General features: G+C 47.8%; 24 protein-coding genes. 18 read left to right on the forward strand and 6 right to left on the reverse strand.

Annotation, left to right across the window (positions count from 1 at the left end; translation table 11 throughout):
- Positions 1 to 4: 4 nt before the first annotated feature.
- The 8 genes from PHW04_00450 (at position 5) to secA (ending at position 9,279) form a co-directional block, all read left to right on the forward strand.
- Positions 5 to 1,003, forward strand: a complete 999-nt coding sequence (locus PHW04_00450; protein MDD2714341.1) for a magnesium transporter CorA family protein — start codon at positions 5 to 7, stop codon at positions 1,001 to 1,003.
- Between the two features lie 210 nt (positions 1,004 to 1,213).
- A complete protein-coding gene (locus tag PHW04_00455; protein ID MDD2714342.1) occupies positions 1,214 to 1,735 on the forward strand; it encodes a gamma carbonic anhydrase family protein in 522 nt (173 codons plus the stop codon).
- Position 1,736: 1 nt separating this feature from the next.
- Positions 1,737 to 2,927, forward strand: coding sequence for a M48 family metalloprotease (locus PHW04_00460; GenBank protein MDD2714343.1), 1,191 nt, complete (start codon positions 1,737 to 1,739; stop codon positions 2,925 to 2,927).
- Between the two features lie 42 nt (positions 2,928 to 2,969).
- Positions 2,970 to 3,950 (forward strand): radical SAM protein, encoded by a 981-nt coding sequence (locus PHW04_00465; GenBank protein MDD2714344.1) that lies wholly within the window; start codon positions 2,970 to 2,972, stop codon positions 3,948 to 3,950.
- A gap of 216 nt (positions 3,951 to 4,166) precedes the next feature.
- Positions 4,167 to 5,276, forward strand: coding sequence for an N-acetylmuramoyl-L-alanine amidase (locus tag PHW04_00470; protein ID MDD2714345.1), 1,110 nt, complete (start codon positions 4,167 to 4,169; stop codon positions 5,274 to 5,276).
- Between the two features lie 94 nt (positions 5,277 to 5,370).
- Positions 5,371 to 5,937: a ribosome-associated translation inhibitor RaiA gene (raiA, locus tag PHW04_00475; GenBank protein ID MDD2714346.1), complete on the forward strand. Its 567-nt coding sequence runs from the start codon at positions 5,371 to 5,373 to the stop codon at positions 5,935 to 5,937.
- Between the two features lie 12 nt (positions 5,938 to 5,949).
- Positions 5,950 to 6,402: a PTS sugar transporter subunit IIA gene (locus PHW04_00480; GenBank protein ID MDD2714347.1), complete on the forward strand. Its 453-nt coding sequence runs from the start codon at positions 5,950 to 5,952 to the stop codon at positions 6,400 to 6,402.
- Positions 6,403 to 9,279, forward strand: a complete 2,877-nt coding sequence (gene secA / locus PHW04_00485) for a preprotein translocase subunit SecA (GenBank protein ID MDD2714348.1) — start codon at positions 6,403 to 6,405, stop codon at positions 9,277 to 9,279.
- An 18-nt stretch (positions 9,280 to 9,297) separates the two neighbouring features.
- Here secA and PHW04_00490 read toward each other — a convergent pair whose 3' ends face one another.
- The gene (locus PHW04_00490; GenBank protein MDD2714349.1) at positions 9,298 to 10,275 is read right to left on the reverse strand and encodes a hypothetical protein; all 978 of its coding nucleotides are present in this window, start codon (positions 10,273 to 10,275) and stop codon (positions 9,298 to 9,300) included.
- 93 nt (positions 10,276 to 10,368) lie between these two features.
- On the opposite strand from PHW04_00490, the gene PHW04_00495 reads away from it, so the two are divergent.
- From PHW04_00495 to PHW04_00535, 9 genes are all read left to right on the forward strand, one after another.
- The gene (locus tag PHW04_00495) at positions 10,369 to 11,172 is read left to right on the forward strand and encodes a prepilin peptidase (GenBank protein MDD2714350.1); all 804 of its coding nucleotides are present in this window, start codon (positions 10,369 to 10,371) and stop codon (positions 11,170 to 11,172) included.
- Entirely contained in the window at positions 11,172 to 11,765 is a 594-nt protein-coding gene (locus PHW04_00500; protein MDD2714351.1) for a prepilin-type N-terminal cleavage/methylation domain-containing protein, read from the forward strand. Before PHW04_00495 ends, PHW04_00500 begins: the two co-directional genes overlap by 1 nt.
- Positions 11,752 to 12,405, forward strand: a complete 654-nt coding sequence (locus tag PHW04_00505; GenBank protein MDD2714352.1) for a prepilin-type N-terminal cleavage/methylation domain-containing protein — start codon at positions 11,752 to 11,754, stop codon at positions 12,403 to 12,405. The genes PHW04_00500 and PHW04_00505 overlap by 14 nt, the downstream gene beginning before the upstream one ends.
- Positions 12,402 to 13,811, forward strand: coding sequence for a glutamate--tRNA ligase (gltX, locus tag PHW04_00510; protein ID MDD2714353.1), 1,410 nt, complete (start codon positions 12,402 to 12,404; stop codon positions 13,809 to 13,811). Before PHW04_00505 ends, gltX begins: the two co-directional genes overlap by 4 nt.
- Positions 13,808 to 14,437 (forward strand): thiamine diphosphokinase, encoded by a 630-nt coding sequence (locus tag PHW04_00515; protein ID MDD2714354.1) that lies wholly within the window; start codon positions 13,808 to 13,810, stop codon positions 14,435 to 14,437. Before gltX ends, PHW04_00515 begins: the two co-directional genes overlap by 4 nt.
- A 9-nt stretch (positions 14,438 to 14,446) precedes the next feature.
- Complete coding sequence (locus PHW04_00520) at positions 14,447 to 15,574, forward strand: AI-2E family transporter (protein MDD2714355.1); 1,128 nt, start codon at positions 14,447 to 14,449, stop codon at positions 15,572 to 15,574.
- 122 nt (positions 15,575 to 15,696) lie between these two features.
- Positions 15,697 to 17,028 (forward strand): clostripain-related cysteine peptidase, encoded by a 1,332-nt coding sequence (locus PHW04_00525; protein MDD2714356.1) that lies wholly within the window; start codon positions 15,697 to 15,699, stop codon positions 17,026 to 17,028.
- Between the two features lie 48 nt (positions 17,029 to 17,076).
- Complete coding sequence (locus PHW04_00530) at positions 17,077 to 19,773, forward strand: NB-ARC domain-containing protein (protein ID MDD2714357.1); 2,697 nt, start codon at positions 17,077 to 17,079, stop codon at positions 19,771 to 19,773.
- 185 nt (positions 19,774 to 19,958) lie between these two features.
- Positions 19,959 to 20,867 carry a C1 family peptidase gene (locus PHW04_00535; protein ID MDD2714358.1) on the forward strand — a complete coding sequence of 303 codons (909 nt, stop codon included), beginning with the start codon at positions 19,959 to 19,961 and terminating at the stop codon, positions 20,865 to 20,867.
- Here PHW04_00535 and PHW04_00540 read toward each other — a convergent pair.
- Complete coding sequence (locus PHW04_00540; protein ID MDD2714359.1) at positions 20,838 to 21,551, reverse strand: acyl-CoA dehydratase activase; 714 nt, start codon at positions 21,549 to 21,551, stop codon at positions 20,838 to 20,840. The genes PHW04_00535 and PHW04_00540 overlap by 30 nt on opposite strands.
- Before the next feature lie 142 nt (positions 21,552 to 21,693).
- Positions 21,694 to 22,326 carry a MarC family protein gene (locus PHW04_00545; GenBank protein ID MDD2714360.1) on the reverse strand — a complete coding sequence of 211 codons (633 nt, stop codon included), beginning with the start codon at positions 22,324 to 22,326 and terminating at the stop codon, positions 21,694 to 21,696.
- Between the two features lie 171 nt (positions 22,327 to 22,497).
- Between PHW04_00545 and PHW04_00550 the strand changes: the two genes are divergently transcribed.
- Positions 22,498 to 23,538, forward strand: coding sequence for an MlaD family protein (locus PHW04_00550; protein ID MDD2714361.1), 1,041 nt, complete (start codon positions 22,498 to 22,500; stop codon positions 23,536 to 23,538).
- Positions 23,539 to 23,690: 152 nt separating this feature from the next.
- On the opposite strand, the gene PHW04_00555 is transcribed toward PHW04_00550, so the two are convergent.
- The 3 genes from PHW04_00555 to PHW04_00565 are packed head-to-tail and all read right to left on the reverse strand — an operon-like array spanning position 23,691 to position 26,908.
- Positions 23,691 to 24,803 carry an alpha/beta hydrolase-fold protein gene (locus PHW04_00555; GenBank protein MDD2714362.1) on the reverse strand — a complete coding sequence of 371 codons (1,113 nt, stop codon included), beginning with the start codon at positions 24,801 to 24,803 and terminating at the stop codon, positions 23,691 to 23,693.
- On the reverse strand, positions 24,791 to 25,831 hold the full coding sequence (locus PHW04_00560) for an alpha/beta fold hydrolase (protein ID MDD2714363.1): 1,041 nt from the start codon (positions 25,829 to 25,831) through the stop codon (positions 24,791 to 24,793). Before PHW04_00560 ends, PHW04_00555 begins: the two co-directional genes overlap by 13 nt.
- Positions 25,832 to 25,876: 45 nt before the next feature.
- A complete protein-coding gene (locus PHW04_00565) occupies positions 25,877 to 26,908 on the reverse strand; it encodes a potassium channel protein (protein MDD2714364.1) in 1,032 nt (343 codons plus the stop codon).
- Position 26,909: the final 1 nt, after the last annotated feature.

Consider the following 26,909-nt stretch of genomic DNA (forward strand, 5'->3'; position numbering starts at 1 on the left):
TACAATGAGTGCCAGATTTTACCACATCTCCCCAAAGGGAGTGATCACAAAATGCCCGGGTCTGAACGAGGCACTTACCAGCATCAAAGGAGACGGCTACATCTGGCTTGATTATTTTGACCCTGTTGCTGATGAACTGAACTTACTGATCGAACCGCTGGGCATACACACGCTCTCGATCGAAGACTGCCTTGACGAGAGCCAGATTCCCAAGATCGAGGATTTTCAGAGCAACACTTTCATTCTTTTCAACAGCCTTTATTATTTGAACCAGAAGCTTTTAGTGGATGAAGTGGATTTCATAATCGGAAAGAAGTTCCTGGTCACTGTAAACGGACATCAGACAGAAAACCGCAATTCCCTTGAAAAAATCGAGGAAATGATCAGGATCAAGACTAATGAGGTGTCCCAGGGACCGGATCATCTGCTGCACTTCATAATGGATGTGATTATTGATCGTAAATTCCTGGCAATCGAAACGGTTCAGGAGAAGCTCCATGCGTATGAAGAGGACCTGCTGAGTGACCCGATCCATTTCAACCTGGCTCATCTGATTGAAATGAGGCAGGTGTTCCTGGCTCTGCGCAAAAGCCTTTTTCACGAACGCGAAATTCTGGTGAAAATCTGCCGCAAGGATTCGCCTTATATCAGCGACAAATCCATCTACCATTACCGCGATATCTATGATCATCTTGTCAAGTACTTTGAGTCAGTAGAAATCTACAGGGAGATGATCAACGGACTGATGGAAATGTACCTGTCCATGATGAACAACAGCATCACTCTGATGGCCAATCAGACCAATCTGGTCGTGAAGCGCCTGACCCTGATCACTACCATCTTTATGCCGTTGTCGTTTTTCGCAGGCGTCGGCGGCATGTCTGAATGGAGCATGATGACTGGGCCTGAACACTGGAAAATCGCGTATCCGGCATTTTTGCTGGGGATGGGGATTATCGGGTACATCAATTATCTGATTTTAAAACGGCTGAAATGGCTGTAAGGCTGCTGAAAAATGACCGTCCGCCGCGTTATTCATCGTCTTCGTCACTTCATGTACGTTTATGTACACTCCGTTCCTCAGACTCGAACAGCCTTGCGGACGGTCATTTTTGAGCAGCCTTTAAAGAGCATCACCAAGTTTCATCAGCTTACACTTGCCAAACTGATTGTAATGTCTTAGATTTAAGTAACTGAACTAGCGGAGGTGCACGTGCTGCAGAAATTCCAGGGTCAGTTTCCCAGAGTCGACGCGTCCTGCTTCATCGCCCAGACTGCCTCAGTCATCGGCAGGGTGAAGATCGGCGCAGGCAGTTCCGTCTGGTATGGAACAGTGATCCGGGCGGATATCAATGAAATCATCATTGGAGCACATTCAAACATCCAGGATAACTCAGTGCTGCACGTCAACCATGAAAGCCACGGCGGCAAGCCTCTGAGGATCGGAGATTTCGTTACAATCGGGCACTCCGCAATCCTGCATGGCTGCGAAATCGGAGACGGCGCGTTGATCGGCATGGGCGCTTGCGTGCTCGACGGGGCTGTAATAGGAGAAGGAGCCATAATCGGTGCCAAGGCTCTGATCACAGAAGGAAAGGTGATCCCGCCGCACACTCTGGCAATGGGTATTCCGGCCAAAGTGGTGCGGGAACTTTCTGGTGACGAATCCGCTTCTTTGAAGGAACATGCCTTGAGTTATGAAGAAGAGGCTAAGAAATATCTCCAGGAGAAATGAAATGAAAAGCTTTATTTTACTGATGATTTTCGGGATTATTTCTCTGCTTTATGCGGATGATTTGTACACACAGGTGCATGAACGCAAGCTCAACCTGTACCTGGAGCAGGCCAGAAAAGAGCACGCTGCAGGCGACAACAACGGGGCGATCTCGTATTACCTGAAAGCGATCCAGAGCCAGGAAAATTTTCCGGCCGTGGAAGACGCTTACAGCGAACTGTTCAGGGTTTATCTCGATCGCAGCCAGTACCGGACAGCTATGGATCTGAAGGCGGATTATCTGAAGAGATTTCCAGGTGGTAAATACTTTCAGGGGAGTCAGGTGCCGGGAGAACAGTCATTACAAACACTCGAAGCGGCTTCTGCAGAAGTTGCAAATGCTCCAGTTCCAGGTCAAGCGGAAAAAGCACCAGAAGTTTCCGGCGGGCTGACCGTCACTTCCGAGATGACGGCAGTCCCTTCCATACAGCTGCCGCAGCCAGTTGAGGAAGAGCGGAAAAGCGGCTGGGTTAGATTCAGGGATAAAATCAAAAAGGGATTCCGCGGAGTGCAGAACGTATCGGAGTCTGCGCTGGGCGCGATTGTCTCAGCTTCGGTCAATCTCACTACTTCATTTGCCAAGGATGATGCGATCAACAACCGGGTGGAAACAATCGGGCGGAAAGTGGCTGCCCAGAGCCCGCGGCAGGACGTGAAGTACAGTTTTCACGTTACCAAGGACAAGGAGTTGAACGCTTTCGCAGTTCCCGGCGGCGGGATCTATGTGACAGAAGGCACTGTGAAAGCTACCCTGGGAGACGATTCAGCCCTGGCAGGCGTGCTGGCGCACGAGATCGGGCATGTCACATCCAGGCACAGCATCCATGCCCTGGAAAAATCAATGCTGTTTCAGCAGATTTTGAATCTGAGCAACAACAAGACGATCGACAAATACAAGCAGGCTTTGCAGATTTCCTACATTTTCATGGCGCAGCTGCCGATTTCGAGGGAGAATGAATACGAGGCTGATCAGTGGGGTGTGACTCTGTCTAAAGCAGCAGGGTATGACCCAAAAGGCCTGGTGCGCTTCTTCGAGCTGCTGCAGAAAGAGAACAAGGGCGGAGAAAGCAAGATGGGAGTGATGTTATCCACGCATCCTGCGACGCCTGACCGCATAGATCATGCCAATCAGATAATTGCTGGCCTCAAGTAGGGACAAACGGCCGTTTGTCCCTTACAAAGACAGGGATTTCTTATGGGTCTTTTCAATCGCGTCGCCTCTGGCGGCATCATGCTGAGTTATCAGTGCAGCAACCGCTGCCGGCATTGCGTGTATGCCTGTTCTCAACGGGAGTCGCGCTGGATGACAGCTGCGGATCTGTCATCAATTTTCCAGCAGCTAAAAAAGCACGGAGGCCCTTTGTGTGGCTTTCACATCACCGGCGGCGAACCCCTGCTCAAACCCGAATTGGCAGCGCAGGCAGTGGCACTTGCGCTTGATCAATCGATTCCGGTCGAATATCTCGAAACTAACGGAAGCTTCGCAACAGACCCCAAGAGAGCCGAAGAAATAATACGGATGCAACGTGCTGCAGGTCTGTCCAGATTGCTCATCAGCCTGTCTCCTTTTCATGCCGAATTCATTCCGCTGTGCACGACTGTCAACGCAATCCGTGCCGCTGAAAATGTACTGGGCGGAGACGGAGCTTTTGTCTGGCTGCCGGAATTCTATCTGGAAATTGCAGCGATCAGCGAAAATGCATGCGTTTCCATCGAGAGCCATGGCGATCCTGCTGAATATTTTCCGGGAGTAGCGGCCCGTTATTCCATGATTCAAAACGGCAGGGCCGCATTAACCGTTTCTCCACATCTTCAAAGACAGCCGATCCAGGCTTTTTACGGCAGCAATTGCTTCCAGGAACTGTTCCGTTCCGGTCATCTGCATTTTGATCCTGATTACAACTATATTCCAGGATTCTGCTCAGGCATCACTCTGGGAGACTGGCGGGAACTTGAAAAAATTTACCGTGATTTCGACCTGGAAAAAAATCCTTTTTTAGCGAAAATCAGTCAGGACATAAAACTGGCGGTTGAATATGCTGCTGACCTCGGGTTCATTCCTGAGCCTGAAGGCTATTCCGGTAAATGCCATCTCTGCCTGGAAATGAGGCGGTTTCTAGTGAGCAAGGTCCAGCTTGCTGAACTGGGGCCAATGCATTTTTACGAGAATCTTTGAATCCGACAAAATGTTAATACTGTTTTTCCTATGTTGAAGAATAAAGGTTTTTAAGTTTGTAAGATTGAAAGTTTATAAGATCTATAGAAAGAAGTTTGTTGCCTAACTTATCAACTTACCATCTTAAAAACTTACAAACTTCAGTATCTTGACATGCGGGTAAAACCTGATAGGATATACAAAATTTTCCGGATGGGAAAAAGATAGAAAATGGGTTTGCTGCAACCGATTATACTGTTTCTGATCTTCGTTTTCGTGCCACCCTCGCATGCGGGAGACACTATTACATTCGGCCATTATGAAGCACTGGACAATGAGCTTCTGCTCAATTTCCACATCTCCTGGAAGCGCAATTACTGCAAGACCATCGCTGATCCTGAAGAGCCTTTCATCTGCATCGACATTCCCAAGCTGTTCGTGCTCAAATCCGAAACTGTCGAAATCAAGAAAAATGTACTGGTGGAAAGCGTGAAACTAAGCCAGTTCGAGGGAGACACCGCCAGGGTAGTTATCCGCCTGCGCGGCAAATCTAAAAATTTTATCTGCAGCACTTTTTTCAAAACCGAGGGCAGCAGAACCACTCTCGTGATGTCAGTCAAGCCAAAGGACAAAATCGGCGAAATCATTCAGGAAAATTCTTTTGTGGTAGTGGTGGATCCTGGTCACGGAGGGATAGACCCCGGCTGTATCAGCCGTAAAAAAGTCAAGGAAAAGAGTGTGGTTTTAGTGGTCGCCAAGCAGATCGAAACCGAATTCAAAAAAAGAGATCTCGGGATCATCGTTCTCACCCGCAAGGAAGATATTCTGCTTTCGCTGGATGAGCGCATGAAACGGGCTGTGGACAACAAAGCCAGCCTTTTCATCAGCCTGCACATCGACAGCTATCCGCAGGGGAAATACATCAAGGGGGTGGGGATTTATTATCTGTCCCAGAAGGGCGCTTCGGACAAGCGTTCAGAGTTACTGGCCCAGGAAGAGAACAGTGCAGATGAGATCGGAGGCATCAAGAGGTCGGAAAATCAGGAACTGTACCAGATCCTTTTTTCCCTGAAGCAGACTGAATCGATCAAACGCAGTGCCACTTTTTCGGGGATATTGAAAGAGAAGCTGGAAGACAGGATGGTAAATGCACATGGAATCCTGCAGGCAAATTTCCGGGTGCTGAAGATACCTGACATGCCGGCAGTGCTTGCAGAAGTTGGATTCTTTTCCAACCAGAGCGACGAGAAACTTCTCGTGAATGATGCTTATCAGAAGAGAATGGCCAAAGCTATTGTAGACGCGATCGAAGAGTACAGGGATAACTGGTGGAAAAAAAGATATTAGAATTGTTGAAATCGGTAATTTTTATAACTACAATATTTAAAGAATTCGAGTAGTTTTGAATTGCATTAATTTCTATACACGTTCAGGAGGAAAGATGAAATTCATCATCCAGGCTAAAAATGTAAGTCTTAACGCTTCGGTCAAGGAATACGCCGAGAAGAAGTTCTCCAATCTCAAAAAATATTTTGAAAACATCATTGAGATTGATGTCACTTTCGGTGTGGAACAGAGCAAGGCAGCAGAAAAATCCCATTACGTGGATGTTACTCTCTGGACCAACGGCATGACTCTCAATGCCAAGGAGCGGGCCGAGTCCTTTACTGCCTGCACTGACTTCGCAGCCGACAAGCTGGAAAAACAGGTCAAGCGTTATAAGGACAAATTGAAGCAGCGCAGCAAGACTGCAATTCCTAAGGCGGACAGAATGGCCTGGGACAATGTGATCGAAATTCAGCCTGATACAGAAGAAACCAATCCCAGGATTATCCGCACCAGGAAATTTTCCCTGAAACCAATGTTCCTGGATGAAGCGGCGATGCAGTTATCGATGCTCAAACAGGAATTTCTGGTTTTTACAAATGCAGACACAGAGAAGATCAATGTGCTGTATCGCCGCAAGGACGGAAATTTCGGCCTGATCGCACCTGAAGAAACTGTTTGACAGGAGAATGAGATGAAACTTTCAGACCTTTTGGGAGAAGACCTGATCATAATGGACTTAAAGTCCGTTGACAAGCAGGGGGTGATCGAAAAACTGGTAGATCTCCTGTACCACAACGGCAAGATCACAGACAGGGAAACTTACCTGCGCTCAGTGCTCGATCGGGAAAAGCTCGGTACTACCGGTATCGGCAAGGGGATCGCAATTCCACATGGAAAATCCGATGCCGCCAAGGAAATCTCAGTGGTGCTGGCGCGTTCTCTGGAGGGCGTAAATTTTGACTCTCTCGATGGTAAACCGGTCAGCCTGATTTTTATGCTAACAGCTCCGAAAGACGCCAACGGCATGTATCTAAAAGCTCTGGCCAAACTTTCGCGGCTGCTGCGTCACAAGGAATTCAGAGATGCACTGCTTGCAGCAAAGAGTAAAAGGGAGATCATGAGCCTGATTTCCGAAGAAGAATAGATGCTGGTCAAGCTTCTTCGCTACTTGTTCAATAAAAACGACCGGGAGATCCGGCGCTATCAACTGATTGTCGATCAGATCAATTCATTTGAAGAAGAACTGAAAAATTCCCCGGACGACGGGCTGAAAGAAAGAACTGTAAAGTTCAGGGCCAGACTGCAGAACGGGGAAAAGCTCGACGATTTACTCCCTGAAGCTTTTGCGCTTGTCAGGGAAGCTTCCCGCCGTGTGATCGGACTGCGGCATTTTGACGTGCAGCTCATGGGCGGTATCGCTCTGCATGAAGGCCGTGTAATCGAAATGAAGACAGGCGAAGGAAAAACCCTGGTGGCCACCCTGCCTGCCTACCTCAACGGACTGCTTGGCAAGGGAGTGCATATCATCACAGTCAACGATTACCTGGCCCAGCGCGACAGGGAATGGATGGGTAAAATCTATGAATTCCTCGGTCTGGCAGTAGATGTGATCCTGCATGCCAAGACCACTCAGGAACGTAAAAAAGCTTATGAAGCTGACATTGTATATGGCACTAACAGTGAATTCGGTTTCGACTATCTGCGCGATAACATGGTGATCGAAGCCGATGAATGCGTCCAGAATCTGCGGCGTTTCGCGATCGTGGACGAAGTCGACAGCATCCTGATCGATGAAGCAAGGACCCCGCTGATCATATCCGGCCCTGCTGGAAATTCCAGGCAGCAGTATTTTGAATTGAAGCCGCTGGTTCATCAGCTTGTGACTCTGCAGAAGCATTATGTTGATCGTCTGATGGAGGAAGCCAGGAAACTGATGGACGAAGGAAAAACCGAGGAAGGCGGGATGAAGCTCCTGCTTGTCTCAAAAGGGGATCCGAAAAATAAACAGCTCTTCAAGCTGTTTGAAGATGCTGCGATGAGAAAGCTCGTGGAAGGTATTGAACTGGAAGTAATCCGCGAGAAGCGGACCGAGGTTTACGACGACTTGTACTATCAGGTTGACGAGCGAGGGCACAACATCGATCTGACCGACAAGGGACGTTATAACATTTCACAGCGCGGCAGGGATATGTTCACTATTCCTGACCTGATGGGACTGCAGGAAGAAATCCTGGGCATCAGGAATCGCTTGCAGAATCAGGATACAACTGCAGAAGAAAAGGAAAAGCTTCATTCCGAACTTCTGCACAAGGAAGAATCATTCGCGATTGAAGAGAAAAAATATCACCAGGCTTCTGAACGCATTCACAATGTTTCGCAGCTTCTGAAGGCATATGCCCTGTTCGAGCGCGATGTGGACTATGTGGTCCAGGAAAACAAGGTCCTGATCGTGGATGAGTTCACCGGACGATTGATGCCAGGCCGCAGATACAGCGACGGTCTGCACCAGGCCCTGGAAGCCAAAGAAGCCATCAAGATCGAGGGAGAGACCCAGACTCTGGCCACGATCACTCTGCAGAATTATTTCAGACTTTACGAAAAGCTCTCCGGCATGACCGGCACGGCAGCCACTGAAGCCGCAGAGTTTCTGCAGATCTATAAAATGGACACAGTAGTGGTCCCCACCAATCAGGAAGTAATCCGAGTTGACCATCCGGACGCCATCTATAAAACAGAGCGCGAGAAATATGAAGCCATCATCAGGACGATTGTGGATCTGCATAAAAAAATGCAACCTGTGCTCGTCGGCACCACCTCGATCGAAAAGTCCGAGCGGATCGGCAGTATGCTTTCCGGGCGCGGAGTGACTGGATTCCACATTCTGAACGCCAAATATCATGCTCAAGAGGCGGAAATAATTGCCAAAGCTGGAGAGCATGGCGCGATTACCATCGCCACCAACATGGCCGGACGAGGAACCGACATCGTGCTCGATGAGGGTGCCAGGAAAGCGGGAGGGCTGTTCGTGCTTGGTACAGAACGGCATGAGAGCCGCCGCATCGACAATCAGTTGCGCGGCCGTTGCGGCCGTCAGGGGGATGCCGGTGCCTCCCAGTTCGTCCTGTCGCTTGAAGATGATCTTCTGCGGTTGTTCGGAGGAGACAACCTGGTGGCGATCATGGAAAAAATGGGTATGGAAGAGAATGTTCCCATCGAACACCGCCTTGTTTCGAACGCCCTGGAACGAGCGCAGAAAAGGGTTGAACAACGCAATTTCCAGATTCGAAAACATGTACTGGAATACGACGATGTGATGAACAAGCAGCGCGAAGTAATTTACGCCCAGCGGCGTGAGGTTCTAGAGCAAAAAGACTTGCGGGATACAGTGCTTGAGATGGCGGGAGAGACTTTAGAAGAGGTAATGGCTGAACATCTCGGGGCAGATTATCAGCTTGATGCAGGCGAAGCTTCGTTTTTCTGCGCCAGATTCGCTCAAGCTTTTCCGATTCTCCTGCCGCCTGCGGAAATCCAGTCCCGTACCAAGGAAGAACTGAACGAATTTCTGATGGAGCAGCTTACCCGCCGTTATGAGGACAGAGAAAAGCGGTTCGGAGTGGAAGTGATTAGAACCCTGGAGCGTTTCATAGTGCTGCAGGTGGTGGACAAAGAATGGAAAGATCATCTATATGCCATGGATTCCCTGCAGGAAGGCATTGGTCTGCGGGCTTATGGACAGCGGGACCCGCTGGTGGAGTACAAGAAGGAATCCTTCGTTGTCTTCGAGGAAATGATCAAGAGGATCAAGCGGCAGATTGCTGAATTTGCTTATAAGATCGAGCCGTCAGTAGCCCGTGAGGAAGAGGAAAAATCCAAGGTGCGGCCTGAAGAACTGCTTACCAACCGCGGAGATGACGGAGGGGTGAAACTCGCTCCCAAACGAAGGGAGCATGAGAAGGTGGGACGCAACGACCCCTGCCCGTGCGGAAGCGGCAAGAAATACAAGAAGTGCTGCGGGGCTTAGGCTGTTAACAGCCTCCGATTATTCTTTCACCTGCGATGATAGATATTTTTCAAGCTGGTCGAAAGTCTGCTTTTCATGCTCTAAAGCCTGTTCCAGCCATTCCAGGGTTTTCGGAAGTCGAGGGTCGTCTGTCTTGACGCAATCATCAGTCCAGGCAGATGTCACGAACAGGTCCTCGATCCTTGAAATGGATTCTCCTGTATTCCTCAGGCATGTGATGGCTGTCCCGATGAACCCGGACTTGAATTCCGGCAGATTTTCAGAGAGGAAGAGCAGAAAATTCCTGGCGTCTTCCCTGGCGGAACGAACCAGTCTCAGATTGGTGCCCAGGCCATACTCATTGACTTTTCCTTTTTTTAGTGAAGAAATCCAGAGATCCCAGGCACTTTCTCCGAAAGCATATCCTGCTTCCCTGAAATATCGATCTGGTGTTTCACTCCTGAAATGAGTCAGAGACAGATTCAAGGCCTGAATGAAACTGTCTTCAGGAATTTTTCCACCTTTTCTTGGAAATATAAACCAGAGCATCGGGGAATTTTCGCGGTCCCAGAGTTCGGCTCCGGTAATAGTTGATTCTCCGTCAGTGGCAGTCAGGTAGTATTCGTCGGTATCGCCGCTGTATCCATTGATCAGACACCATTCATAGACCAGAGGATCGAAAAAGATCACCGGGTTGCCTGACTGCAGGTTTTTATCTATGGCAGTTGCCGTTTCCCGCCGCATTTTATCAAATTCATTACCCGCTGTCAGGACATCGAGTTCGAAATGCAGTCCAAGCAGAGGCGAGACATTGGCAAGCCAGGATTCCAGGTCGAAAATCGTCTGACAGCAGGGTGAACAATCCGGTGTCATGTTCAGTCTGAATGCCAGGGAGGACAGGCCCATAACGCTTGAGCGGGGATATTGGATTCCGTAAAAAGAGAGGGTCGCCCAGAGCGCACCTCCAAGTGTGTTGCATCCCAGCCCGAAATCGATGTTTTCAAGGTATCTCTCCATACATCCTCCATGTTACGGTGAAGCTTAATGTATTGAATAATTTGCAGGTTGTCAACCCTTTACAATCATGGTGAAATCAAATAGAATTTATGCATGATACCAGAATGGTTCGCCATTACGAACATTGTCGTTTTTTCCCTGTTCATCGGGAGCTTTTTGAATGTCTGCATCTACCGGCTTCCCCTGAAACGCTCGATTGTATTTCCCTCTTCTCACTGCACGCGCTGCAAATCCATTCTGAAGCCGATCGACCTCGTGCCAGTGCTGACATGGATTTTCTACCGCGGACGCTGCCGCTATTGCAAAAGCAAAATTTCCCCTCGTTATCCGCTGGTCGAAATTCTGACTGCAGTGCTGATGGCATTAAACTATCTTTTTTTCGGATTTTCGCTCAAATTTGTGATCAATTCCATTGTATCAGGAATGCTGGTCGTAGTGACCTTCATCGATTTTGACTATCAGATTATTCCCGATGAAATCACGATCGGAGGACTGGTTGTGGCGCTTCTGTTCCAGGTGGTGATCAATGTGCTGGCCCCGCAGCTTTCACCTTACTTCTATCAGATCGGTCTGTACCAGGCCGTATTCGGAGCTGCCATTGGCGGCGGACTGCTCTATCTGATCGCTTTCGTTTCAAGGGGTGGTATGGGTGGAGGGGATGTGAAGCTGGCTGCGCTGCTGGGTGCACTTTATGGACCTGAGATAATTCTGATGATCCTTTTCGTCTCCTTTGTGCTGGGAGGATCAATCGGGTTACTGCTGATTACCCTTGGTATCAAAGGGCGCAAAGATTACATCCCATTCGGACCGTATATCTGCCTGGCAGTGCTGATCGTGTTGTTTGTAACACCAGACCGTCTTACTGAAATGTACTATGCCTTTCCGAGGATGTTCTGATGAATGAAGCGAAGGCTTTTTTAAACAGACTGCGCTCATCCTCCGGATTCTCAAAAAGAGGATTCAGCTTTATCGAAGTGATGGCTACACTGGTTCTGATCGGCATTATCCTGGCCCCTCTTTTCCGGATGATGCTGATCGGAAAAAAAGGTGTGCTTCAGGGAAAGGAATTTCTGATAGTAGCCAATCTGTCCAGGGAGAAAATAGAGGAACTGAATGTGATCCCATTGTCCCATGTCAAGAACGATTTCGACAATTTCAAGGATATTTACAAGGATTGCATGATTACTGAATTCAAAGACGCGGATAAAATACCTGCCAGATTCTACGAAGTCTTTTCCGATATCTGGACAGACGAGGACAGGCTGAAGTATGAATCGATCTATGAAAAATTTCAGGCACATTATCTGGAGGTCTATGGCCAGGATTACCTGACCTATCCGGAGGAATTCGGTAGATACAGGCGGCTTGTGATGGTTGATGAGGAGTATTCAGAGAATAAGAGACTGATGAAAAAGGCCAGTGTGCATATTTACGCGAGGGAAAAGGGAGATAAGCCTGTGTTTACTCTGATGGACTATGTCATTGAATAAAAAGGCTTTTACATTCATCGAACTCATGGTGGCGATGGGCATTGCCGGGATCGTGATGACCACTGTCTATCAGGTTTACAGCGTGGGTATGAAATGGTCCAATCAGGGATTCAACGAAACTGCGCTGCAGATCGATGTCCGCACACTGCTTGAAGAAATGTCCGAGGATTTGCAGTATGCCAGCAAAATAGAGGAATTCAAGAGCAACCGGATCAAATTCAAGAAATTTTTCAAAAAGGATGAGTCTACGGTCCGCATTTACGGAGATCAGGATGTTCAGGACATTGCCTATGAGATTGTCAGGGCTGAAGGAAAGTATCAGATTTTGCGATACGTTGACATCGACAAGGGAGTAAAACTAACGGTTGATGAAATCGACGAGAATGTATTTTTCACAGGATACGTGGAAAAAGATGTGATAGAAGCCGATAAAGCCGGCAACAGGATCAAGAAGAAGGTTTTCAGGTTATTTGATTCCTTTGTCGACGATTCCGCCGACCGGGAGAAGATTTCCCTGATCAGGATCGATTTCAAGGTCAGGATCAAGGAGGAAGTGCTGCAGGTGATTACCAAAGTGGGGCTTCCATACATCCATAACCAGAACCTCGAACCATACTGGAATGGAGGACGTGATTTATGATCAGAGTCAGATTTGCACCATCTCCAACCGGATATCTACATGTCGGCGGGGCAAGGACCGCTTTATACAACTGGCTTTTTGCTAAAAATCAGGGTGGCAAGTTTTTTCTGCGGGTTGAAGATACTGATCTTGAGCGCTCCAGCACCGAGATGGTGGATGTGATCATAGACAGCATGAAGTGGCTGGGACTTTCCTGGGACGGGGAAATTGTCTATCAGACCAGTAGAATTAACCGATACAGGGAAGTTGCTGAGAGACTGGTGGCAGAAGGGCGGGCCTATCGCTGTTTCTGCAGCAAAGAAGAGCTGGACCGGGCCCGGGAAATCTGCGAAAAAAAAGGCGAAACATACAGATACGACGGCCGCTGCAGGGAGAGGAAGGAATCCGGCGATGGTCTTTCTGCCATCCGCCTTAAGGTAGATCCTGCCGGGGAAACATTTTTTACGGATAGGATCTACGGCGAGATCAGAGTGAAAAACAGCGAGCTGGATGATTTCATCATTCTGAGGAGCAACAATAGTCCCACTTATAACTTTGCAGTAGTGGTCGACGATGCAGACATGGAGATCACCCATGTGATCCGAGGCAACGATCATCTTTCCAACACCCCGAAGCAGCTGAATATTTATGCTGCTCTTGATCATGTCGCACCCCAGTTTGCCCATCTTCCGATGATCAATGGACCTGATGGAAAAAAGCTGTCCAAGCGGCACGGAGCTCAGTCTGTAGAGGCTTTCCGTGAAATGGGAGTGCTGCCTGAGGCCCTGGTGAATTATCTGGCCAGATTGGGCTGGTCTCATGGCGACGAGGAGATTTTTTCAGTACCTGACCTGATCGGAAAGTTCAGCCTTGACAATGTGAATAAATCCGCTGCGATTTTTGACACGGAAAAGCTTTTCTGGCTTTCTGGGCGGCATCTGAAAAAAGCCGACCCTGAGCTGGTTTTTTCTCTGGTACGGACATATCTTCTGGACAAAAGGCTTGCACAAGAGCGGGAGATAACGGAACAGGAAGCAGATCTGCGGAGGCTGATCGGTTATGCGAGGGACCGGCACCGCACTGTGAACGAACTTTCGGAAGCACTTGTTTTCTATTTCACAGAGCTGGAATTTGAACCTGAGAAGGCGGAGAAACATTTCACTTCCAAAGGGGTGGAACTCTGGGAAAAAATTTTTCTGCAATTCGCCAATCTCCCGGACTATTCTGAAGAAACTGTAGAGCGTGAAATGAGGAGATTTCTCGGACAGATAGGCTGTTCACTCAAGGAAATTGCTCAGCCGTTGCGATACGCCCTGACTTTTTCCGAGGCGAGTCCGGGACTGTTCGAAACAATCTCCTGTCTCGGCAGGAAAAAAAACCTGGACAGAATTGAAAGAGTCATCGAATACATCAAAGAACGCGAATGAAGCGGGCACTGCTTTTTTTGAACGGGGAGAAGGGAGTGGTTCCGCTGGAGCACCAGTATGACATGGTGCTGGCCTGTGACGGCGGGTGCCGTGTAGCACGGAGAAATAGTGTGAAACCGCAGATCGTGATCGGAGACCTGGACTCCCTGCCGCAGAACCTGCTGGATTGGCTCGATCACAGCCTGATCATCCCGTATCCTGAGCAAAAAAACCTGTCAGACGGGGAATTGGGGGTAAAATACCTTCTGGGCTGCGGTTTTGACTTGATCGATGTGGTAGGCGCAGTGGGGGGACGTCTGGATCAGAGCTTGACCAACCTGCTGCTCTGCTCTGAGCACCTTGGCAAAGCCGAATTCAAGCTGCTGACTCCCCTTGAGACCGGTTATTTTCTGGGCGGGCTGCGCAGTAGTATCAGGCTGGAACTTGATCCTGGCACTCTTTTTTCACTGGTTCCCCTTACCCAGGTCAGGATCGGCAAATGCACAGGTGGGAAATATCCACTGGAGAGGAAGAGACTTTTCCCCGGCAGTTCATATACAGTAAGCAATCAAATAAAAGCAGGGCGGCTGGAAATCGAGGTTGAATCAGGCAGGCTGCTGCTCTGCGTCAGCAGAAAAAGGAGATAGGAGAAGGAAATGGAAGAACAAGGCACGAAACACGCATCTGCTTTTCTGTTAATCCTTTTGCTGGGAGCTTTAGGGTTGTTCGGAATGCTGCTGTTTATTTTTTTTACTCCCCTGTTTTTTTCATTGCTGCTTGCAGGTATCTTTCATCCACTGTATGAGAGGGTCCTGATCCTTATTGAACGGAAAACCATCAGGCGAAAAGACAAAAATCTGCTCAGAAATTTTCTCTATTCCACACGCAGCTCACTGGCTGCTCTGATTATAGTGATCCTGATCATACTGCTGGTACTGATTCCCTTTTTTTTCGTGGGAGCACTTTTTGTGAACGAAGCGAGTGAAGTCTACACACAGGTCTCAGAAGAAATGCCTACAATGGCCGGCTGGCAGGAACTGCTGGACAAAAGCCCGACGCTCAAGAAAGCTTACGATTACATGACTCTAAAATTCAAGACAGACAAGCAGAATCTGGCGGAACAGTTGATGCCGGTGCTGAAAAAGATTGCTGACGGGATCCTGGGCTTTGGTGCAAGCATTTTCGGCAACCTGATCCTGGTGGGCATTGATGTTTTCATGCTGCTGCTCGCTGTTTATTATCTGCTTCAGGACGGAAAAGAACTCGGAATCTTTCTGATGCGGCTTTCACCCCTTAAATCCCGCGACGAACTCAAAATTTACGAAATGTTCACAGTGATGGGCAAAGGAGTGATTATAGGCAATACCGTTTCGGCAGTTGCCCAGGGCCTGCTTGCTGCGCTGGGATTTTTCATCTTCGGCGTGCCAAAGCCGGTTTTCTTGTTCGTTCTGACCACCTTTTTTTCGCTGATACCGTTTCTGGGGCCGTCCCTGGTCTGCATTCCTGCAGTGGCGTATCTTTTCTATATCAAGAGCTATCTGAACGCCATTCTGCTGCTGGCCTATACTTTGCTTTTGGTGACAACGATCGATCATTTTGTCAAACCGATTTTCATCGGCGGCAAGCTCAAGATCCACCCTTTCCTGATCCTGATTTCAATCATCGGCGGACTGGAAATTTTCGGGATGATGGGTATTTTCTATGGACCGCTGATCGTGACCGTCTTCCAGACTCTGGCTGAAATTTACATGTGCGAAAGTGAGGAGAGATCCGCTGCGCAGTGAATTCAAGCCATGAAAATCGGGCTGCCACCTGAAAACAGGACAATTTGTAACTTGAACCTGATCAGACTGAATTTATAATCAATATTAGGTCTGAAAAATTCTACCTGTGAGGAGTATTGATTATGAAGACAATGCGATTCCTGATCTTAATTATTTTTTTGATGTCAGTTCCCGTTATTTATGGAGCTGAGACATCTCGCGCAATCGACGGGCTGGACCAGGAAAAAGAATGGTCAATCATGATTTACAGTTCCCTGGATGTCGAAGACTGGCTGGAATCTGCTTTTTTTGACGAACTGACTCAGTTCAGCAAGATCAGGGCTGCAGGTGATACAGTTCACATCGTGGCTCAGGTGGATTTCCGAACTGATGAAAAGAAGCCTTCTGAACGTTATTATTTCAAGGATCAGCAGATGATCTCTCTGGAGAAACTTGAGAATTATAATGCTGGGGACCAGCAGGTATTCGCAGATTTCCTGCGCTGGGGAATGAAATTCCCGGCAAAACACAGGATGCTCATCATCCAGTCCCACGGCAGCAGCTGGATGTCCTTTGCCGGCCCCACACTACCTGAACACCCGGTGGCAAGCAAGTCTTTCTCATACGACGACGGCAGCAACGATTGCCTGAACATTTTCGAGGCTACAGGCGCTTTCCGAGAAGTTTTGAACGGCAGAAAGATCGATATCCTGGCTTTCCGCGCTTGCATGATGGATCAGATCGAAACCGCTTATCAATACAGTCCTTTTTTTGATTATTTTGTGGGAAGCGAAACTGTGCAGTTTGCAGATTCAGATTACAAACTCGGCCCTGCTTTTCAGGAAGCCCTGGAAAAATCAGGCGTTTCTCCCAGGGATCTGGCGGTCTCCATCTATGAGACTTTTCTCGAACCGAATCTGAAAAGCTACTCTTATAGTATGCTGTACCATACGATGTGCGGCGGATCTTTCAAAATGGCCTGCTTGGATCTCGGCAAACTGAGAGAAGCTGCACCGAAATTCCTGGAATTGAATTCAATTTTAACTAGCGGCCTTGATTCCAGCGACAGGGAAAACTACAGTTCTGCTCTTTTAGGATCAAGGAAAAAGGCCGTCAAAATGGGTGGAACTTTAAGTAAACTGTATGCTGACTCCGATGATTACGAATTTGTGGATCTTGGATCATTCTTAGATAAATTTGCTCTCGAATGCGGGACTTTAATTTCGATCTCAGATCAAAAAGAAAAGATCGTGTCTCTGTGCAGCCAGTGCCGGGAAGCTCTCACTCAAGCCACGGTTCAATGTTATCCTTCCCCCGAACTGGAAGGAATGTATACGGCAGCCACATTCATAATGCCGCAAAAAAATAAGATGGTGCAATACTATCTGAAGAACCTTGAGCCTGTTTTCCAGGAAATGGATTTCTGCAGGGATACGAACTGGGATGTGGTTCTGCACAAACTATACGTCCAGTGAGCTGAAGCATTCCTGGATTTTGCGGATCGTTTTTCCTATAATTTCCATATGCCCACCTTTTCCGCTCCAGCCAATTTTTTCGGCAGGGACCAGGAATTCAGCACAGCTGTTTCCGGGCTTCTGAAGCACAGTGTGATTGTCATATCCGGTATCGCAGGATCCGGCAAGACTTCGTTCGGCCTCAAATTTGCTGCTCATTTGAATCGAAAGGAAACCTACAGAGACAGAATTTTATGGGTTAATTGCAGGCAGGGCTTTGATGCTGAAAATATAGTCTCCGAGATCAGCCGGTGTGTCCAGGGAATCTGCGGAACAAAAATGTCTCTGCCTGAAAGTCAGCCCAGTTCGCTTGAAAATCTCATGAAAATCCTGGAGCAGAATCACCTGCTGCTTTTTATTGATGATTTCCATCTGATTCCTGACAGCTTTTTCGAAAAGTTCGTTGAAGCCTGTGTAAAACATCTCGGACAGGGAAAAGTCATTATTCTGACCAGGAAAAGGCATTCTGGAGAGCAGGCAGGAATCCTGAAGATTGTTCTCGGGAGAATGGAGTTTCAGGATGCTGCCATCATGATGGATTCATATCTTGAGTTTCATGAAATGGCAAAGATCCCGGAAAGGATCAAACTGGAGCTTTACAGGAAAACGGGCGGGCATTCCTTTTCCCTGAAGCTGATGATCGGGCTGATAGCGTCAGGCGGATATCTGCCTGAAAACCTGACTGACGATTCCTCGGATTTCATGGTAGAGCGTGAGAAACGGCTGATAGATCAGATCTGGGAGAAGCTGACTGATCCCGAACAGGAAACCTTGAAACGTCTGTCGGTTTTCAGAGTGCCTGTTTCAGTCGATCTTTTACCTTGTAAAAAAAAGCCTGTTCTTCAAAAACTGCTGAATCAATACCTTATCGAAATCAGCCCTTCCGGTGTTTCGGTCCACGATCTGCTCAGGGAGTATGCGGCAGATAGAACTACGGCTGAAGAGAAGATCCTGTTTAATCGTGAAGCTGCTGAAATTTTCTCTTGGGTGAGCGGAATCAATCCGCCCGGATTGATCGAAGCTTTTTATCACTATCAGAATTCAGCAGATACCGAGAAAGCTGTGGACACTGTCCTGCTGCTGGGAAAGAAACTGCTGACCTTGAATGAAAATACGGAAAATTTTTCCCGTATCCTGTCCATTACCCTGAAAATGGGAGGGAAATATCGACGCCAGGAATTGTTGAGACTAAAGGCTGAGACTCTGCTTCTATCCAGACCTGAAGAAATGAAAGAGATTCTGCCTGAAATTGGTTCGACCCATGTCCGCGAACTGCTGAGCGGAGAAATGCAGCTGCAACTCAATCGTTACAGCGATGCAGTGGTCCATTATCGCAAGGCCTTGAAGAGATCCGAATCAATCGAGGATGTAATCAGTATCAGGATGCAGCTTGGCGTTTGCTACAACCATCTGGGAGAAACCAAACTCGCAAGCCGCTGTTTCGCCGAATCTGCCCGCAGACTTGATCAGACCGCGGACTTTCTGCTCAAGGCAAGAGTATATCAGAGTTACGCACAGTTTTTGCAGTTCAGAGGAAAGATGCAGAAGTCACTGGAGTACCTGGAAAAATCCGGACTCATTTTCAGGAAGGCCGGGGCTTTCGGACATCTGGCGGACAGTCTTCATGCCAAGGCCTATGCCCTGCGCGATCTCTGGAAACTGGACGAGGCGATCCTGATCCTGAAAAAAGCGGTCAGCATCAACAGAAGACACAGGGCATTGCGCCGGATGGTCAGAAATTACAGCCTTCTGGCCTGTACCTATTGCCTGAAGAAGCAGTATACGGACTCGATCAGCATGCTCAGAAAAGCGGCCAGGATCGCGGAAAAATTCGACTGGACCAGGGAGAAGGCCATACTTTACAGGGGATTGGGCGAGACCTATACCATGATCAGCGACCGGTCCGAAGCAGAACTCAACTTTCAGAAGGCTTTTACACTGTTCGGAAAGATCGAATCTCCCGATGAATCAGTCTGGACTGATCAATGTTACGGGCAGTTCCTGCTTTTTTTTGACGAACCTGGCAAAGCTGCCGTTTTTTTTGAAAAAGCCAGGAAGTTTTCCATCCGGAGCGATTGCGCGGAAATGAAGGTGTTTTCAAGCTATTTTCTGGCAAAGGCTCACGGAATGCTCGGAAACGAAATTCCGGAAAAAGCCTATGGAAAGGAATTCGAGGAATCCATCCTGGTGCTTGCCCCCGGGCAGCAGAAACGGACCAGATACGACCTGGAACTGTTCGAGGAAGCCCTGGGGAAGAGCCGGAAAAAATTCGTCTTGATCACCAATCAGGGAAAGAGGGAATTGCCGCTGTCCGAGCTGGAGAAGGCCGGACGAGTGAAGGGAAAACATGAATTTTATCTTGATTTTATCAACCGGGAAATGCTGGTAAAAGAAAAAAACATCAAAATTTTCAAAAAAAAGAGGCTGGCTGCCCTGCTGTTCGAACTGGTCAGGGAACCTGGAAAAATCCTCAAATCACAGCTTCTTTTCGAAAATGTTTTTGCCAGAAAATTCGATTTCAGGATCGACTCAGACCTGATCAGGAAAAAAATTTATCTGCTCAGGTCACTTGTAAATGACAATAAAACCGAGCGTTTCATCCGTTCAGCTCCCGAAAAAGGAAGCTATTTTTTCAACAGCAATCTCGATTTCTGCATAATTTATTTCAGGGATTATTCTCCCAGTTCAAGTTCAAGATCTTATTGAGCTTTTACCTGGTCAATGAAGCATTTCCAATTGAGATTATGGCCTGTAGAGCGGGTTGCATTGACCAGTTAAAGATCATTATTGATTGCAAAGATCAATAAAACAGGACAATTTGTAACTGGAATCGCGGCCTGATCCGTTGAATAATCAGATCAGACCAAATATCGACGGCATTGGAGGAAATCATGATTGCAGCACCTTTTTTGTTTAGAAATTTATTGCTGGTCTTTATTTCAGCATCCTGCTTCGCGGCAGTTTGCACAGAGAGCGCAGTAGATCTGCGGCCTCTTCTTTCAGAAGTCAAGAATCAAGGCGATCGGAACACCTGCAATGTATTCGCTGCTACAGCACTGATGGAATATGTGATCTGGAAAGAAGCAGGTGAGACAATCGATCTGTCTGAGGCGTATGCTTACTGGGCTGCCAAGAAGCATGCCTTGGATAATGATTTCTTGAAGGACGCATATCTTGGGGATGACGCCTTAGCAGGTTATCTGGCTGTGACTGCCTATCGATACGGCAGCATGAAGGAAGAGGAATGGCCATATGGGAACCAGAACTGGCAGCAGACCCACAATCCGGGCTGCGTGATTACCGAAAGCGGGAAACCCTGCATGGAATGTTTTACAGGGACTCCGCCTGCTGAAGCGCAAGTTTTGATTTACCGGGCTGAGCCTGTTTTCATCGAACGGGACAAAATAGGCGAGTTCATTCTCTCTGAAAAAAAGCCGGTTGTTTTCAATATCTGGTGGTACAGCAAGGCTGTGGATGAAAAAACCGGAGATTTTCACATGCCCTCAGGCTATGAATTAAGTGACAGAGGTGGACATGTGATCCTGCTGGTCGGGTATGACAGGGAAAGCCGGAGATTTTTATTCAGGAACAGCTGGGGGCCTGGCTGGGGGAACAACGGTTACGGAACGCTTCCCGAGGAATACATCCTGAAGCATTACGAAGCCAATCAACTGCAGGATTTACTCAGTCAGCCTGGTATCTCTCCTGAAGTCAAAGATTACATCATAAAGTGCGGGCAGGGCGCGTCTGCTAAGCTGAAGAAAAATTTATCAGATGGGAAGGCAGCCCAGGGCTCCTAAAAACTGAGGCCGTTCAGGAGAAATGATTTTTGAGCCCGGAAAATCCCTGGAAATGAAACACCGCAAAGCCAGGCTTTCGGCGATGCCTCCGCTCAGCACTAAAATGTCTGATCTGCATTCCAGCAGCCAGGGCTTGATCCTCTGATACAGTGATTGATTGATTCCTGCTGCGATCCGTTCCACAGGAGCTCCAGCCACGATCAGGGAGATGATCTCAGATTCTGAAAAAATCGCGCAGGTGGCTGAGACTTTTTCAGGATTTTCATAGTGTGCAAGCAGGTCACTGATTTCGATTTTCAGAATCACAGACATATTTTCCAGGAACCTGCCTGACGAGGCTGCGCATTTATCGTTGGTAAGGAAATTCATGATCTTCCCTTTTCTGACAAGAGAGACCTTGGTGTCCTGGCCGCCGATATCCAGCAGTGTAAAATCAGTGATTCCAAGTTCACGCGCTGCTCCCCTCACATGGGCCTGGATCTCCGGGATCACGGTAATATCAGGTAATTTCAGGTTATAACGGCCATAACCTGTGGTAAAGATTCTGTGATGGGAGAATTTTTTTAAATGTTCCGAAAGGCCGTGATAGAATTCCAGGGAGTCCTGGATGGAATAATGCAGGCTTTTAGCGCGTGCTTCAACGGTTTTTACAAAACGGCTGCCCAGGTCGATCGCTATATTCATAGAGCCTCTTACAAAATGTTTTTACTCGGTATATCTTGGGGGGCCATTTTGTTAGAGGCCCTTGAAGCACCGACAAAACCCTCGCAGTAAAGCTGCTTATGACGAACAGCCTGATGAAAATCGAGTTTTGCCGAATGTGTCTTCATATGCCTTTTCTGATCAGGGAAGTGAAAGCATTGATGAAAAACTGAATCGCCAGGGCAGAGAGCAGGATGCCCAGCAGCCGGTTCAGCACGTTCAGTCCTGTGTTTCCCAGCAGTTTCAAGAGCGTCTGCGAAAAATACATTGAAAGTCCGCAGAAGAGGAAGGCCACAAACGCTGCCGAAAAAATCAGCAGCTGGTTAGCCAGGGAATCCATGCGGGATGAAAACATCACGACTACTGAAATAGTCCCAGGACCGGAGAGCATGGGAATTGCCAGAGGGAAGATTGAAATGTCGTCATAGCTTTTTGCTTCTTCCTCTTCTTCAGGAGAACTCTTGGTGCGGCGGGGCCTGGCGTAAATCATGTCCATCCCGATCAGAAACAGCAAGGCGCCGCCAACTATATACATGGCTTCGAAGCTGATATCCAGATAATGGAAAACCGCCTTGCCCAGGAACAGGAAGAATGAAGTGATCAGCAAGGCCACGATGACGGATTTTACAATGATCCGATTCTGCTTTTTTTTCGGAATGCTTCCGGCCAGACCGAGGTAAATCGGCGCAAGTCCGATGGGGTCGATGACAGTGATCACAGTGATGAATACTGTGGCGATATAGTCGTTGCTAAACATTCTATCTCCAGCCGTTATTCTAACAGATGGCGGCACCTGGTTCAAATTGTGTGTGGAATTTGAGATTTACGTATATCCCTATTGAACCTCTAGCCTTGTATTTTTGAATCTGTTCCTGATAAAATAAATTGCCTGAAAAATTATTTTATTAATCCGATGAGGAGAGCTCCGATGAGCAGTAAAAGCTTCCGCTCCGACGAAGTCAGGGCCGGCTTATATGTAATTGCCGCAGCAGTCTCCCTGTTATTCATGCTGCTGGTAATCTCTCATCGCGGCGGGATGGGTCCCAAGAAAGATTATTTCTCGGATTTCAATTATGTCAATGGGATCGAACAGGGAGCAGTGGTGCGTTTTGGCGGCATGAAGGCCGGTGAAGTGGAAAATCTATCCATTTCACCTGAAAATCCGTCCATGATCAGGATCTTTTTCAAAGTCAACCACGAGATCCCGCTTAAAGCGGACTCGATCGTGACGATCAATTCCATCGGCATGATGGGTGACTATTACCTGGAAATAATCCCGGGCACAAATAAGAGCGAAACGCTCAAACCAGGCAGCCTGGTGCCTTCACTGTCTTCAACCAGGCTGGACGAATTTTTCCGCAATCTGACGGAGATAGCTGATGAAGTCAAGAGCGTCACCAAGTCCGTTTCAGAGAAGATCGAGACCGTGATGGACAGTGACTCCAGAACCCATCTGAAGAACATCATCGCCAAAGGCGATGAGCTTTCGGTCAAGATAGACAAGCTGGTCGGCAGCCTCAACAACATCACCAATGAGGATCATCAGAAAAAAGTGCAGGAGATCCTTACGGATTTCAGGGATTTCACCAAAACACTCAAAGACAAGACTCATGGGACTCTGGACTCCATCGACAAGCTGGTCAGCCGGCTGGACAGGATTACAGGGGAGAATGAGCAGGAGATCAGCGGGATTTTCAAGAAACTTTACGGCACTCTGGATAACATGGAGAATATTACCACTGAAAAAAAACAGGATGTCAAAGACCTGATCACTGATCTGCGCGCCACTGCCGGGCATCTTGAGGAAGTCATGCGCAAGAATAAAGGCAGTATCACCGAAACAATGAGCAACATCCGGGTCGCCTCAGAAAATGCCAGGGAATTCACCAAGAAAATCAGCCTCTATCCCTGGACTCTCATCTGGCGGAGCAAGATGGAGCCGGAATACACACCCAAGGCAGAAAGATAATCGCTACAATCAGACGACAATACCCGGCATGAAGTTTGTAAGTTGGTAAGTTATTAAGTTTATAAGTTAGGAAGATGTAAATCCCCAACTTATAAACTGACAATCTTAAAAACTTATCAACCAATAAGAACTGAGCTTGATTTTATAGAAGCTTAAAACACATCATATTTCATTTTCATCATGGCATCGATCAGATGATTGCTCCAGTTGTGCCAGCTATGGCCTTCAGGGAAGAATTGTGGAATAAACTTGAAATTGCCTGCTTCCTTGATCAGATTGGAAAGTTCCCTGGTTTCCCTGAAAATATCCACCCCGTTGATCGAGGTCTCAAATGTCCCGCTCTGCAGGATCAGGCGTTGAAGTGAGCGTCCTTTTTCCGCAAACAGATGGAAAAAATAGTCTTTGAGGTGACCCAGCGGAACCGACTGCACGATGGCGTCGAAACTGGAGGAAGACAGGAAGATCTGCAGTACCGCGATGCCGGCCATTGCTTCTCCGATCACCAGATTATTCCTGTCTGAGGTGAGCAGGAATTTTTCATGGAGCATAGGCAGGAGTTCCTCGAAGAAAAAAAGCGGGTAGTCAGGATTGCAGCTGAATTCATGAGTGTAATCCCTTGATTCGACAAAAAAAGCCAGGCAGGGGTGGAACTTCTTGCGGTGAAAAAGATTGTCCAGCACAGTGACGATACTGCCATACTGGAGGTAATTGTGCCCATCCAGGAAAATCAGGTAGTCATAGCGGGTTTCAGGGTTGAAATCATTGGGAAGATAGACGTAGACGGTGGAGAAATAGCCCAGATGTTTGCTTTTCAGTACGAAATCCAGCAGCTGTCCCCCTGGATTCTCCTGATAATTCAACTCCTCGTTCTCATGATAGTAAGGCATCTTCAGGAGTGAGTTCTCCCCAAGCTGGCCTCTGGATTTGGTAGGATTCAGCAGATCCAGCGTGTAGTTTCCACCGATGATCATTTTATATTCAACAGCAGCATCGTGAGGAAGTTCAACCGGGAGGAAAGTGATGTCTGTGGAAGTCATTTTCCGCATCGGGTGTGATCCTGGTTTCCAGTTGTTGATGTCGCCCAGCAGTTCCACGTTCTCATACCTGTTTCTGGTCAGAAAAATCACCTCATCCCTGAAAATCAGCGGACAGCGCATTGAACTGACTTTCTGCCAGAAAATGTTAACAAACCGTTCCTTTTCATATCCGCTGAGTTCTTCGATCCTTTTCTGGAAATCAAAAAAGAAGGAATTTATGGGGAGCATTTAATAATTTTAGAGTAATTCTCCGCGAATTCAATGATTTTTTTTATCACCACTGGTCGGAAATAATCTTCTCCGCTGTGGCCGGCATCTTGAAAAACCATGAATTCCGATTTTCCCGGGATGGAAATTCTGGTAAGCGTTTCCTGATAGAGCTTTAGTTGTTCGGGATCACCGAGGCTGAGGATGTTGTCATTGCGACCGCAGATGAAAAGAGCGGGGCATGTGAGCCTGCCTGGTTCGATGCTGAAATCTTTCAGGGATTTGTTGACAAAATCAGAACCGCTGGTGATCCGCAGTGCTCCAAAGCCTGTTCCAAGCGGCTCATGATTCAGATCAAAGAAAAAATCCACTCTTTTTTCCCGAGAGATGAGCTGGGGCTTTAACAGGTTCTCCTGTTTTGACAGGTCTGTGGGAAGATCCGGAGCCAGATAATGCTTACAGGTGTCAACTCCGATTTTGATCAGGGCGTCTTTCAGAGGCATCGGTACCGGCAGATTGATGAATGACTTAAGGTTCCTGTAAAAAATCGAAGATTCGGCAATCTGGGAAAAGGATATGGGTGCGGCAATGGTGATTATTCCTGAGATCCGGTTTTGTTCGGCAAACCTGATCCCCAGCATTCCTCCCATGCTGCCACCCAGAATAAAAAAAGGCAGGTCTGATAGACCTCGTTCATGCAGAGCTATGAAAAGTCCAGTTTTTACGGCTGAAAGATCAGCGAGATATTTATCCAGGTCATATTCACCCCCTGACCGGTCATGCCCTCGATATGAGAAAATGTAAGAAGCGAAATTCGCGTAGGCTAAAAACTGGCAGATGGAATAACAATCAGCCCTGTAATTTCCCAGACCGTTCAAAATCAGGAATAACCCCTTCGGCTTCTCCGTAGGGATGAAAATATCCCCTTTCAGCGTCACGTTTTTGGCCACCTGGATGTCTAAAACATCGGATTTATAGAAAAGGGCTTCTTCGGCAGTCAGGCGTGAAAAACATGGACTTATTAATAAGATTAGCAGCAGGATTTTCATTGCTTGTCTGTCCTTTGAACTCGATGCAGACTTGTGAAACAGGTTCTAAAGTTCTTTAAGCTTTCTGATCGACTCAACTTCACCCAGGACAACCAGGACGTCTCCGGGCTTCAGCTTGACGTCCCGATCCGGGATATAGAGAAAATCCTTGGAATCTGGCTCCTTCATGGCCATCACCAGGCATCCGGTCCGCTTCTGCAGGTCCGCTTCCCGCAGTGTTTTTCCCTCGAGAGGAGTGCCTTCCCGGAGAATGTGATCTTCCACCCGCATCACCGCTCCATTCCTGCCGAGCATCGAATCCATGAAAGTGACAGCATGGGGCCTGATCATTTCGGAAACCAGCCGCATGCCGCCGATGAAATTAGGGGAAACTACTGAATTAGCCCCTGCGTTGATGAATTTTTTTCTGTGACCCAGATGGGCGACTCTAACTACGATCCGGATATTACTGTTCAGGCCGCGCGCTGTAATTGTGACAAACAGGTTATCCTTGTCTTCGCGCAGCGCAGCAATCAACCCGCTGGCTTTCTCTATCCCTGCTTTCAAGAGGATGTGTTCATCTGCAGCGTCGCCCTTGATATAAAGAAGAGGGATCGGATTTTCCTGATTGAAAGACTCGATTTCTTCGATGATCTCTTCGGTATGTTCCACGATCACGAAAGCCCTTTTGGTTTTATACAGCTCCTGTACTACGGACACTCCGGTTTCTCCGTAACCGCAGACGATGATGTGATCATTTAAATTCAGAATCTTTTTTTCCATTTTTTTCCTCCGCCAGGCGTTGTGATATGTTCCTTCGACTAGGGCAGCAGTGAATTCGGTAACCGCATAAACCATGGTGCCCATTCCGCAGACCAGGACGAGCATGGTATAAACCCTGCCCCATGTCAGATTGGAAGACATGTCGACCATTTCACCGAATCCTGTTGAGGAAACGGTGATGACAGTCATATAGAGGCAATTCAGAAAGGATTCCTGACCGCCGAACAGTTTTCCGAACATGAGATAATATCCGAAACTGCCGGCAAAAATTGGAATCAGCAGCAGCAGGAACAGTTTTACAGAGCGCTTCAGCATT

The organism is Candidatus Wallbacteria bacterium, from assembly GCA_028687545.1.
Taxonomy (GTDB): domain Bacteria; phylum Muiribacteriota; class JAQTZZ01; order JAQTZZ01; family JAQTZZ01; genus JAQTZZ01.